The 13,944-nt window shown below is 63.2% G+C and carries 2 protein-coding genes; both read right to left on the reverse strand.

Translation table 11 applies throughout. The features are described from left to right. Positions 1 to 44: 44 nt before the first annotated feature. Positions 45 to 12,518, reverse strand: a complete 12,474-nt coding sequence (locus AC0Z4S_RS17325; protein WP_485623887.1) for a filamentous haemagglutinin family protein — start codon at positions 12,516 to 12,518, stop codon at positions 45 to 47. 192 nt (positions 12,519 to 12,710) lie between these two features. Continuing rightward, complete coding sequence (locus AC0Z4S_RS17330; protein WP_485623888.1) at positions 12,711 to 13,814, reverse strand: substrate-binding domain-containing protein; 1,104 nt, start codon at positions 13,812 to 13,814, stop codon at positions 12,711 to 12,713. Between the last annotated feature and the right edge of the window lie 130 nt (positions 13,815 to 13,944).

The following is a 13,944-nucleotide window of genomic DNA, read 5'->3' on the forward strand; positions in this document are numbered from 1 at the left end:
AAGGCGGCCAACCGGCCGCCCAAACGTACTGCACGAGAGTCCTTTTACAACGTCAACTGACCACGCTCCTCCTCGGTCAGCTGCTGTTTCGCCTGTTCATCCAGCGCCCCGGCGCCGAGTACCTGCACCGGGCTGTCCGGGTTATAACCCGTCGCCGGGGCGCGACTGGCACCATCACGCGACGGTGCCAGTTGCTCGTTGCCGAAGCTGAGCACCTGCACGGTGAACACCGAGGCCTGGTTCTGCCGCGCCGCTGCCTGTTGCTGACGAGCGACGTCTTCCGCCGCTTGGGTGGCCGAGGTAGCCGCCGAACTCGCCGAGGTGATTGCGCCGGTGTTGACCGCCGACACCACGGGCACGCCGGTCGCCTTGCCCTGCACGGAAATGTTCGCGGCATTGACCACCGTCAGCGCGGCGATGTTGACGTTGCCGGAGACGCGTATCCCCGCTTCACCGGCATCGATGGTGCCCAGTGGCGCGATCAGGTCGATGTTGCCCGGCGCTACTTCGGCGATCGGGTTGAGCGTGGCGATACCGGCCCCGGTACTCGGTACCGACGGCGACAGCGTGACGTTGCCCCAGGTGTCGTACACACGCTTCGGCGGTGTGTAGACCACGGTGGTTTTCGAGCCGCGACCAGCGTTGATATCGCCCTCGGCGGACCAGCCGAGAATCGAGCCGCCGAAGGTGGTCATGATCCGGCTCTGGCCGAGCAGAATGCTGCCCAGCGAGTACAGCTGAATGTCGCCAGAGCCTTGAGTGATGATCCCCGCCGTGGACGGCGGCGCCGCGCCTTCGATGCCGAACACTTGACCGCCGCCCGGCGTGAGCATCTGAATGTCGCCGCCAAACAGCGTCTTGACCCCGGCACCGCCGTACATCGTGATATCGCCGTCGTAGCGAATCGGATTGCCGGCGACATCGGTGGTCGGAAACAGCGCTGCAATGGCATTGCGACCGCGCAGGTAACTGCCGGTACGCGGGCCATCGGCATCGGTGTATTCCAGGCCGCCGGCGCGCAGTTCGGCGAAATACACCTGGCGAGCGAAGATCGCTTGCTCGGCGCTCGACAGCGTAGCGTAGAAGGCTTTCGCCTGTTCCTGGTCGCCACTGAAGCCGTAACCGAGGGTCAGCCAGTTCTGCAATTCATCGACGTAGGTCTTGATCACTTTGCCCGGTTGCGCGCTGAGGGCCAGCGTCGAGTCGGCCACGTTCTGCGGGTTCAGGTAACGGGCAATGAAGCGCGAGTAATCCGGCCCCTGCGCGCCCACGCCCGCCTGCATCACGATACTCGCCCCTGGACGATGATCCCCCGCCACCACAGGCCCGATACTGGTGATGCTGCTGCGGTCTTCCATCAGCAGGTGACGCCCGGCGCTGACGTCCAGAACACCCGGGCCGGCAATGTCGAAGCTGCTGTACAGAATGTCGCGCCCAGCCGAAACCCGCGATACATCGTTTGGCCGGTTGTGCATGAACAGGTTACCCGTGGACTGAATTTCTTCGTTGCTGTAGCTCACCTCATTCGGTGCGACGGTGGGCTGGCCCAGATTAGTGCCGGAAGCGACGATGTCCCGACCGGCGAGCATCCACACCGGGCCGGCCGCTTCGTACCAGGTACGCTGCGGTATGCCAGCCTGCAGGAATGTCAGGGTTTCGCCACTGCGGACTCCGACCAGATCGCCGGACAACGCATAAAACCGCGCAGGGCCTCGCACGCCACTCAAACCGGAATAGCTATTGGCACCAAAAGCGAACAACGGGTAACGCGAATTGCGTTGCGCCGCCACGCCATCGACACTGTTATTGGTCATGACCGGCTTGCTGGCGATGTCGCTGGCAAACCCATTGAAGGACGGCGCAAACGCTGAGGAAATCGCCGCAGGGCTTGCACCCGACTGAGTGATCGCATATCCGCCGGCGTAAATGGAATCCCCGGCCAGCAGTTCCAGCTGTCCTGCCGAAGACGGCGCCAACAACAAGGAGTAGCCCACCGCCGGCGGCAGATTGCCGGTGCCATAAGCGGCCGAGGCCCCCGCGTAAATCGAGCCTTGGGCCGCCACGGCCCGCAGCACAGATGGGTAGACAAAGCGACCATCGGTGGGCGATGTGTTGTAGGTGGAGGACAACAGATTGTCGACTTCGGCGACTTGTGTACTCGGCGTGAGGTTACCCCCCGCCGCAAACAGGTCGATTGCAGTGTGATCGGTCCACAGCGAGAAACTGCTCAAGCCGCCTCCCGCATGGGCCACTCCGCTGGCATCGGTAGAAGCCGTGGAGTTCTGCAAGCGCACACGTCCCGGGTCTGCCGCGCCCCCCAATACGAGGTCGCCACGTGTGCTCAAACGCATCGCCGAATCGCCCGGAATCAGCACCAGACCGCCGCTGGCACTGCTCAACGTCGACTTGAAGGGGTCGAAGGCGCGGACTTCGCGTGAGTCCTGATCCTGCGCAAACGCGCCGTAGTGCAGATTCACGCCCCCCACGGCGCTGGCGCTGATTTGCGCGGCGCCGCGCAGGTTGATGACGGCACCTTGCAAATCGTGGCGCGGCATCTCCGTTCCGGTTTCCCGCGCACGAGCTTGCAGCGACGGATTGAGCGAACCTCCCAAGCGTAAATCGATATCGCCGCCCCCGGTCAATTGCAGGCTGCCGTCGCGCCCCACCCGGCCGGTGCTGCCCACGGCCACGATCAGGCCTTGACCACGCGGGTACAGATTGATGCGGCCATCACCGACCGGCTCGAGCATGCCGCCGTCTGCGCCGGCATGCAGGCTGATGTTACCGCCGCCCAGCGTGCCGAATCCGGTGAAGCCCACCAGATATGGCGCCGTACTGCGGCTTGAATCCGTCAACGGTTGACTCGCGTAGCTGCCGAAATTGATCCACCAGGAGGTCGGTATTTCATCGTTCCCCGTGCCTTGACGCCACAGCCAGTTGCCCACAGCGACACTCGGAACCTGTTCGCGCGTGTCCACCTGCGTACCGACGCTACGCCGTCCCAGGACATCCCCGGAAACCGAGCCACCGGCGCCGATCATGAGGTTGCCGCCCAACTGCGGATACCACGCCTGGTACAGACTTTCACTGCCGCCATCGACCCATTTCTCGTTGACGCTGCCAGCGCTGCCGAGCACCGAACCGTCGTCTGACAGGCGCCCGCGTGTCTGGTTGAAACGCGCGTCGATATCACTGGACTGTGTACCGGCGGTGTAGACGCCGTAAGGCGATTCCATGCTCAGGTTGCCCGCCGCCAATACGTCCAGATCACCAGTGCCGGTGCGCAGCACGCTGAACATCTGCGTATGCGTCGCCACCGTGGTGCCGCCGACGTTGGGCAGGCACGAATTGGGGTCGATATCGCACCAGAACAAATCACCCTCGGAAACCGGGGTGCCGGTCGGCATGCCCAACATGTTGCCATCCGCCCAGAGGAACTTGGCGGGCGCGACACAGACACCAGGAATGTAATCGCACCAGAACATTTCATCTTCCTTGACCACCTCCCCGGCCGGGAACCCCAACGGGTTGTCCACCGCCCAGGTGGTGTCGAGAACTTTCGTGGTGACGAGCATGCCGTAATGCGTATCCGCCAGACGCAAATGACCTTCGCTGGTCAGCGGTTTGACGATACGAGTGTCGGCAGCGTCGAGGTCTGCCCCGGCGACCACGCGCATTGACCACGATGTGCTGCCCGACGGCAGCATGCTCGCCAGGGCCCAGTTGCGTCCCTGTTGCGTGCCGTTCAACGGACGCAAATCGATGTAGGCCGTGCCGTCAGCCAGCACTACGTTGGTCATCGACGGAATCAGCGAGCCGCGCAACAACGCCAATTCGGCGCTTAATTTCACCCCGACGATCTGGTTATCGGCAAACGTGCCCGGCAACGGCACGCCCTTGGGCCACAGCATCGCCTGCATGTCTGTGGCGGCGTTCAAGCGGGTTCCGGCCCCGAGACGGCTGCCGGCCGGCAGGGTCACGTTGTCATTGAGCACGGTGCCGGCGGCGTATAGCAGGTTGCCAGCGGCGTCATGCACCGCCCCCGCCAACACCGTGCCGGCGGTCATGGTGTAAGGTCCGGCGAGAATGCCCTGGGTTGGCAGCAGCGTGCCGCTGGCCAGCGTCGCGCCCTGTATCGGCAAGTCGTAATTAAGGGTCGTGCCGACCGGAAACAAAGTGCCTGCTGCCAACGTCACCCCAGCGCCGGGAACGATCAAGTCGCCACCAAAGGGCTGGATACCCGGCACCAGTTTCCACCCGGCGTCGTCAGCGGTTTCCGGTGGCGGTGCGAAGCCGTCGTTGATGCTGCCGTAGATATCGAGATTGCCACCCGCGCGGATGAGCAGACTGCCGGATTCTCCCGAGCCATAAACGGAAGTTTTTGGCGTGTGTGGATTGAGGCTGGCATAGCGGTAACCGGACAAATCCAGATCGCCCTGCACCACCAGATCGCCATCGGCGCTGTTGCTGGCGATCTCTACGCCAGGACGCACATGGAAAGCGTCGGCGTAGGCGGCGTTGTTCAGCCCGGCGAGTTTGCCCTCAAGCAATTGGCTGTTGCCCAGCGCAGCATCGATGAACGCAGTGCTGTCGGCATGGATACGGTCCAGATAAGCCTGATCGATCACCTGATACGGGCGTCCGCTGACTGCCGCATCGGTGCCGTCGGCAGCATCGGTATAGCGCCGCATGGCATTCAGGCCAATGGAGCGCGCGCCCTGAATATTCAGCCCGCCACTGGCATCGATGGCAATGTCACCTGCGCCAATACGCGGTGCATTAAGCTCCAGCGTACCGCGCGGCAAACCATCGTTCTGACCGGCCGCGCTGCCCAACGGAGCGTCGGTGCCATGGCGCAAATCGATTCGTGCGCCAGCGGCCAGCGTTAGCAGGCCATCCCCGGAATCGAGTTCGACCATGGCGCGGTTGGGCGCATCAATGATCTTGCCGTAGCTGTCGACCCGTAGCACACGACCGTGGGCGTCGAGCACGGCATTGCCGGTCAGGGTCAAACCGTTATTGGCGGAAAGACGAATGCTGCCGACCCGTTCGCCACTGGCGTCGATCAGACCGTTCACGCGCAGACTGCCGTTGTCCACCGAGACGCTGACCTCGCCGGCCTTGAGCCCGTCGCCAATCAGCAGATCGCCCTGCTTGAGCTGGAAGCTGCGGCTGCCGAACACCTGACCGCGATTCAGACGCTGGTTCAGCGCGGTAAACGCTTCGTTCAGATCGGCGCCCAAATGCTGCGCACGGATGTCCACGCCGCCGGCCTTGTACGGCACGAGCGTGCCACCGGCATCGTAGTAACCACTGCTGGCGCCAAGGATCTCACCCTGCAGATCGACCGTTCCCGCGTCCGCTGCCAGTGCGACGGCACTGAGATGACCAGCCTGATTGTTCTGCGCCGAGAGGTCGATACGCGACCCACTGGCCTGGCGGATATTGCCGCGATCGCTGTACAGCGCAACGTCGCCGCCCCAGCTGTACTTTGTGATGTCGTTGAACGGCAGCGCGCGTCCGGCCATGTCCAGTTGCGCAGCACCGGTCAGGGTCAGATCGTTCTCGGACCTGACCACCAGCTTGCCGCTGGCCAGCGCAATGCGACCGTCGAGCAGCACATTGCGCCCTTGCAGAGTCAACTCGGCTCCCAGAGCATCAGCCACCGCTGCGTTGGCCACGCCCCGCACGGTCAGATTGTCGCCGGCCTTGAGCAGGTTGACCGAGGCCGCCTCCCCCGTAAGCAACGGCGTGACCAGACTGAGGTTGCCGCCGCTGTAGGCATAACCGGTCAGCGGATCGTAAGCGCCCTGCGTCTGGTACACAGCGAGGCTACCCTTGTGATTGGCCGTGATGCGCTCGCTGGCAGTCAGATTGACGTTGGCAAAGCCCAGCGCCAGACGATTGTTCTGATCCAGGCCGTTGGGCTGCGGGTTCGGGCCGTAGCCGAGTTCGATACGTCGCGCCTGGATATCCAGCGTGCCGCTCCCGGTTCCCGCACCGTTGCTGGCCACCGCACCCGGCGCCTGAGTCGCGCCGTTCCAGATCAGGTTGGCTGTGCGAAGGGTGGCCACATCGCTGGCCTGGCCCATGCCGTAAATGGCGGGGGTGGCAAGGACCAGATTCTGCAAGCGACTGACCCCGGTCTGTGGATCGAGCGTATCGAGGCTGACGTTACCGTAGAAATTGAACGCGTCACGCGCGGTCAGGCTCAGCGTTTCCAGAGCAGGCGCACCGAATTGCGTGTCGCCGCGCAGCAGACGATCCAGCACGTTCTGGTTCAGGGTCAGACCGCTGGGCACCCGGCCCGCTTTCGCGAACGCATCCGAGCTGCCGGCGTTGACCGCACCGACCGCCAGCGCGAGGTGACGGGTTCCGAAACGAACGGCCTCGTTGAGTTCGAAGCGGTTATCGGTGGCGGCGCTGATACTGCCATTGGAATACAGCAGCGACGGCTGGCTGCACGGCTGCACTGGGCAAGTGCCGATGCGGATACTGCCGGCCCCTTCAATACTGTTCCCGGCCGTCGGCGCGAGGACATTGGTCCAGCCGTTGGACACGACCAGCAGGCTGGCGGCGCCCGGTTGATAAATGAAACCGTCGTTCGAATCGTAAGGTGCTTTGCCAAGGCCGAGAGTGTTGATCCCCGCCCCCGCTTCGACGGTAATGCCGCCGCTGGTGGTGGTTGTGCGTAGCAGCACCTCGGGCGCAGACAACACCGCGCCATTACGCAAAGCGATGTCGGACGCATTACCGTCAAACCGTATGAAGTTACCCGCTGTGCCGTACTCAACTGTCGGTGTCGCGCCGAGGCTCAGGCGACCGGCACCGAGACGATTGAGGCTGTCGGCGTACACCGAAACGCCGCCAAAGCCTGCCGTGTGCGACTGTCCTTGACCGAGCACTTCCAACTGCGTGGCCGACACCGCAGCCGTGCCGGCAACGCCGCCTGCACCGGGAGCAAACAAGGCCTTGCCGTGGAAATTCATGCCGATGTTGTATTGATCGTCGGCGGTCAGTTTGAATATCAGCGACTTCGCATCCATCGGCGCCAACGCCCGTGGCACACCCCGCCGGGTTGCATCGCTCTGGATGAACTGGGTAAAGCTGGTTTCGTTGTACTGCGAATAGCGACGCAGAACGTCGGCCGAGGTCAGGATCACCTGGCTCGGCAGACTGTCGCGTAAAGCGCTGTTGGCAATCGACATCACACCGGCACTGGACCAGGAACCATTGCGCATTTTCAGCGCACCGGTGGTCATGCCCGGGGTTGCCTGGCCATTGACCTCGACCCGGAACGCGCCGGGCAGCAAGGCAAAAGTTGAAGGCAGCAACGTGTAGGTTCCGGCGGCCAGGCCAGGTACACCGGCGCCGATGGTGATTTGCTGGCCAAGACGCGGATCGCTCGCACCCGCCTCGGCAAGGGCCGGAGCAAAAGTACTTTGGTTGCCCGGGACGATGGCGTACACCGGGTTACTGCCAAGGCCCGGAAAGCTGAACGTGCCATCGGCAGCGTTGCGCACCAGCGGATTGAAGCGGGCGTCGGTGGAACCGCCGCGCCCGGAAACGAAACCTGCGCCGCGCAGATCACCGCCGCCCGACAAATCAATCAACGCGTCGCCTTGTACATCGACGTACTGCCCGGTGAGGATCACGCCGTCCAGCGCTCCGGCGATCCCGTGCAACGCCACGGATTTGCCGTTGTAGCGATAGTCGATGCCGTCGGTGGTGCCACCATAGGGCATGACCAGGCCCGCGCCGCTGACCGAGGTGACACTGCCTGGCAAGAGGTGCAGCTCGCGGGTTTTACCCAGCGCGCTCTCTCCCAACTGGATCAACCCCAACGGGGCGCGAATGACGCCGCCCTGCTCGATATTCCCGGCCACCAGCAACAGGCTGCCAAACGCGGAATACGGCAAGGCCCGCGGTGCTTCGCCATGGCCGCTGATGCGCAATGTGCGGGCATGCTCGGCGATCGGGATCGGGCCCTGATAACCGACACGGACATCGGCCGACACCCCGGTGGCGGGATAAATCTGCGCCGCGCGCAAGTTGAGGTCACCGGCGGTCCACAAGCGCGAGCTGCGTTCGTTGTCGTTCGGTGCGAGAAACCGCATGTCGCCACGACTGTCGAGAGTGACCTGATCGAAACCTCGACGGACGACGGCAAGGGCCGGCGCACCGAGCTGCGCAATCGTGCCTTCGGCGCCGAACGACAAGGTGTTGCTCAGATCGAGCAAATCAGCGGTGGCGGTGAATCGAGCGTTCGATACCTGTGTGGTCGGGGTGGCCAGCACCCGTGGCCGCATGCTGATATCCGACGACAAGTAAAAACCCAGCCCTGACAAACGCATGTTCGGCGCGGCGAGATTGACCCGCGCCGTATCGCTGGCGGCCTGTGCCAGCGAGATCGAGCCGGTGTACAGATTCAAGCTTTGATTCATGCGCAGATCGACGTCGCCGGCGAAGGTGAGCAAGCCGTTACTCAACAGGCTCAGGTGATCGAAACCACCCGACATCAAACGCTCCGCACTCAAGCGAGTCTGACCGTAACGCAACTGCGCCGCGCCTTCGCCGGCCTGCAGATTCGCCGGCAGCAGCGATCCATCCGAGCCTTGGCTGATGATCATTTCCCGCGGCGCACGCACTTCGTTGCTCGCCAGATTCATCTGGTAGAGCGGCGCGTCCTGGACAATCTCCAGACGCCCGCCCGAGGCACCGATGCCGCCCGCAGCAGCCTTCAACTGGCCGTCGAGAAACACGCCGTTGTATGAACTCAAGGCAATGCGCCCGCCATCGCTGGCGACATCGGTCATTCCGAGCCCGGCGATGTCCAGGACTGCGTGCGTGCCGGAGGCGTCCAGTCGCGCACCGTCGCGCACGATCACGTACGCGTCGGCTGATGTCGCGGTGAGTTTCTTCGAATCGATTTCGCCACCGAGAATAATGCTGCCGCCCTTGCCGACCTGGCCGTACACCCGCCCCAACGCATCCACGGCGGTATAAGCGCGACCGGCAACATCCAGCACCGCGTCTTCGCCAATCCAGATCGAACGATTGTGGGCTTGCGGGTCGGCGTTCTGCAGCCGGGTCGCCACGTCCAGCGAGCCAAACTGTTGCTGACGAATATCGAGGGTGCCGCCCCAGGCGTTCAATTGCCCGTTGACCGTAATCTGTCCGGCACCGCGCAGATTGATGCGCTGCCCTGGGTCGACGCTGATACGTGCGCCGTGGCCGATCGTCAGCGGACTGCTCGCCGGGTCAATCAGCGCGAGATCACTGGAACCGGCCTGGAGCGTCAGACTGGCGCCGCCACGTTGGGTCAGAACACCTTTGGCGGGGTTCTCCTGGAACAGCGTCGGGGTCCACAATTCGAGGGCCGTGCGCGGATCGACGCCGCTGGATGGGTGCGGCGCAGCATCGCCGAAACGGTAGACCGGCATCACCACATCGACCTGAGCGCCGTCAGCGACTTCCAGCCCGGTCAGGCCGGTGACGCTGTAACTGGCAAAACCTGTGCTGAACAGACTCGGGGCCAGATGCAGCGTGTTGTCGGCGAGTGCCCCGCCGGATCCACCGATCACAACCTTGCCGGACTGAATCGTCAGGCTGCCGCCCCCGGTCACACCGTAGCCACGCACGTCGCCATCAAGGATCACCTGTGACAACGTCGCGCCAGTCAGCGGCGTCGACTCCACGGTCACGTCGCCACCCTTGCCACCGCGCGTCTTGCCATTGGCCAACAGCGCCGCGCCGGACGACACGTCGAGCAGACTGCCGCTGCCCAGGCTGACCTTGCCGGTGCTGCGCAACGACACCACACCGCCATTGAGGTAGGCCAGACTGTTGACGTCGTCCGGGTCGGTGCCCAGATTGCTCCACAGACCGCGCGCATCGAGTTGCACATCCTCGGCCACCGTGACCCCGACAGGCGTCCCGGCTGGCGTGGTCAATCCGGGGTTACCCGTCAAGACATCACCCAGATTCAGGCTGCCGCCGCGCGCCGTCAGGTTCGCATTGACCTGCACTTGCGGGCCGAACAAGGTGATGTCGCCACCAGAATCAACGGTGAGTGCCTGATCGATGACAATGGATTTCGCGGCGGCGACCTTCAACGCGCCGAGTTGAAAGCCGTTGAGCAGATCGCTGTCGAGAAACAATTTTCCGACCCGTTCCTGCGCCACGGCATCCGTCAGGCCGGGCGCGGTGAGCGCCGCTGCCGGCGTTGCGCCGATCTGCACTTGATTCAATAGCGCATCGAGCTGGTATTGCAGGCCACCGGCAGTCGCCGACCAGGCCGGATCGTATTGCCCGACGATCAACTGGGCCCGGCGAGCACGTGCGGTCTGACTCTGCTCATAGCCATCAAGCACCGCGCGAGGGGCCTGGGTCTGGCGGTCGCCCTGGTACACGTCGCCGAGAATCTGCCCATCGACCATCGCGTTGCGGGTGCCTATCACCAATTGACCAGCGTCGCGGCCGACGGTGTAGCCCGACTCCTGGCGCGACGTCGGTGCAATCAGCGGGTTATAGAAAACCTGCGTCTGGCCCCAACGCTCGCTGCTGTCTTCATAACCTTTATACAACCCGGTATAGAGCAGATCCCCCGGCGCCCGCGAGACTTCGTACAGACGTCCGTCAGCCCCTCGTAACCAGCTCTGACGGATCTCGCCACTCTGCACGTCAAGGGTGCCACCCGACAAATTGATCAGCGAACCTTTCTCGGTGACCACGTCGTTACCGGAAAAATTCACGCTGCCGCCCTGGGCCATCCATTCGCCGATAGTGTGGCCCTGGGTGCCCAGATAACCACCGACTTCGAGCAGACCGCCAGCGGTGTACCAACGGTCGGTGGCATAGCCGTTAGTGCCGGCCGGCACGTACACCAGTTCGCGGACATCAACCCAGATATCGTTACTGTTGAGTGCGCCGCCTTCGCGATTGACCGGCGCATCGCGTTGCTCGTTGCCCTGCACGTTGATCTTGATGTTGTTGGCTTCCATCGCCACTTTCACCCCGACAGCGCCGGCCACGTCGATTAACGCGCCGTCGCGCACCAGGCTGCGGCGCCCCGCCGCTACCGCGACCTGGCCACCGGTGGCGAGGGTGATCGAACCGTTCTGAAATTCGACGCTGCCGCCACTGCCGATGTCGATGCGCGACTGATCACCACGGATGCGGTTGTTGGCACTGACGGCCTGTAGCGATGCGTCACGCTGACTGTCGAGCGCGGTGAGGTCGCTGCTGTCGAGCATGATCGCGGTGACGCTACCCTGAGCGAGCGTGACGCTGCCGGCGCTGTCGCTCGCCGGGTTGAGCAAGTGCACAGTGCCGCGCGTGGCCACCGAGGTGCTCGCCAGCAATACACCGTTTTGCAGCACTTCATGGCCGGTCAGGGTGATGTCGCCAGTGGCGGCCTGAATCAAGCCATTGTTGCTGACCTTGCCGGCCACGGCGCCGGCCTTGAAGCCCGGTGTCACTTCGTTGCCGAAGGTCGTGGACGCGGCGTTGCCATCGGTACCTGAGCCCTTGCGGATATAAAAGCGGTCGCCTGCACCGAGTAGCGTCTGGCCTTTGGGGGTGCTGATGTTGCCATCGTTCTGCACCTCGTTGCCCAACAGCAAGACGTAACCACCCGCGTCCGTCGACGCCTTGGGTGAATGGGTCTGGATACTCGCGCCACGCTCCACCAGCACCTTGCCGGCCGCGTCAGTGAAGGTCGGCTGGGTGGCGTTGCTGTCGAAGTACAGGCCCCGGTCGCGGAACTGGATATCGGTGATGTTGGCCGCGGCGGCCACCAGATTGCGCACGTTGACCTGGCTGCTGCCACTGAACACGATGCCGTTGCGGTTGATCAGCATCACCGTGCCGTCGCCCTTGATCTCGCCCTGGATCTGACTGGCGCGCGCGTTCGGATCATTGACCCGGTTGAGGACCGCCCAGTTGGACTGCTGAGCGAATTCGACCGTGGTGTTGCGGCCGACGTTAAAGGTTTCCCAGTTGAGAATTGCCTTGTCGGCGGTCTGCTCGATCTTCACCGTGGTCTTGCCGTCAGCCTGAATCTGCTGCGGCCCCTTGGCGTTCAGCCAACCCTGGGTGAGGCTGTTGTCGACCTTCAAGCCACCCTCGCCCAGCCCGTCCGGCACGTTTTGCACACTGCCCAACGCCACTGCACGCCCGGCCGCCTGAGCCGCCTGTTGCGCGGCAATCGCCGCCACGGTGTTGTTGAGTGTCTGCAATGAACGCTGCAATTGCTGATTGGCTTTTTGCTGCTGCGCCAGCGGCGGCGTCATGCCTGGCAGCCCTCCCATACCCGGTCGAGCGGCCGTCGCTTGTTGCGCAGCGCCCTTGGCGGCAAACCAGCTGGAACTGAACGCCGTTTGCGCCTGCGCGCTGCCCGCCACCAGACACAGCGCCACCGCGTGCGCCAGCGGCTTGAGCAGCCACAAGGCCGGGTCGGCGGCCTCACGCTTGAGAATCCGGGCACGGGTATTGCGACGGGACGGGCGAGCGAGCATCACTACGAGATCCTTTTTGATTGCCACACAAAGCTGCAGGCCGGCAAAACCCTGCTGTCACGACATAGGCAGTTGGCAGCAGGCGCGACCGAACGGATGTCACACAAACTTCATGATTGAGGTGTAAATCGGCCCAAAAAAAAAGGCAGTAGCCCGAAGGCTGCTGCCATTTCATTGCGCGTTTAGCAGGACTTACAAAGGACGACCTACAGCGTTGCAGACGCTGGCGTTGTTGATGTTCAGGTTGTTGCCGGTGGAGTTGGTGATGAAGTTGGCGGTCACTGCCGACTTCCAGTTGGTCGGAACCGGAATGAAACCGTGAGCGGCAGTGGCCACGGCGTTGCCCGGAGTGCTGTAGTGCTGGGTCAGGAACGCTTTGACATCGGCGGCCACGGCTGCGTCCTTGTAGCACTGGCCGAAGATGAAGTTGGTGTAAGCCGCCATGGCGTAACCGCTGGACGGGTTGGCGACCACTGGCGACCACTGCGCAGGATTGGCCGGGTTGGTTGGCAGCTGGGCCGATGCCAGTGCCGTGTTGACGTTGGCGCTGGTTGGCTGAACGCCGTTGATGCGGGCAACCACAGCGTTGCTCGCAGCGTTGACACCGTCTGGACCGACGTAACCGATCGAACCGTCAACCGCATTGACTGCAGTGGCGACATCAGCGGTGTTGGCCACACCTACCCAGTTCGACGGCAGCGCGGAACCGGATGGCAGACGGGCGTTGGTGAAGGTGGTGTTGACCGCGAATTTGGTCGGGCAGATCGCGTTCAGGTGACGGCTGAGGATTTCGGTGGTGCCGCTCGAAGTGCTGCGATAAACCACGCGGATGGCGGTGGTGTCGGCAGTACCCAACAGCGCGCCCCAGGTAGTCTTGGTACCCGACAACGCGTCACACAACTGAGCGCTGGTAAGGTTAAGGGTGGTGTTGCCGGCTTTTTTGTACGGGATGGCTACCGAAGTGGCCACCGATGGCAGCTGGATCAACGGACCGTACGAAGCACCGAAGTTGGTGTTGTAGGTGCTGAGTTCCGCAGCGCTGAGGATCGAGTCGCTAGCGGCAAAGTGCACGGTACCGGTGGTGCTGAACTGGGCAGCGTTGTTGGTCAGGAAAGCACTTTTGCCGATGCCGCTGCCGGTCACGGCGTAGCTGAAGTTGGCAGGCAGGATGCTGTTGGCAGAACCTTTGTACAGAGCGGCAGGCAGGGAAGCACCACCACCGGTAACGGCCATGGCTTGAGCGGATGCCAGAGCGGCGACGGTCAGTGAGGCGGCGATCAGAGTGCGCTTGAACATGAAGAATCTCCTTTTCAACTTGGTTTGGAACACAGGTTTCGGAAGGCTTGCATGACACCGGGAGGGTCCACCGCAGTGGAGCCGCAGGGAGAAATTCGCAATTTCCGGTGACAGATAAAGGAAAAAACCT

The organism is Pseudomonas sp. 1L-B-1-E-C1, assembly GCF_057291835.1.

Bases quoted from the DNA above. Each gene is read 5' to 3' on its own strand.
- AC0Z4S_RS17330 (WP_485623888.1), bottom strand. From the start codon at position 13,814: ATGTTCAAGCGCACTCTGATCGCCGCCTCACTGACCGTCGCCGCTCTG.
- AC0Z4S_RS17325 (WP_485623887.1), bottom strand. From the start codon at position 12,518: ATGCTCGCTCGCCCGTCCCGTCGCAATACCCGTGCCCGGATTCTCAAG.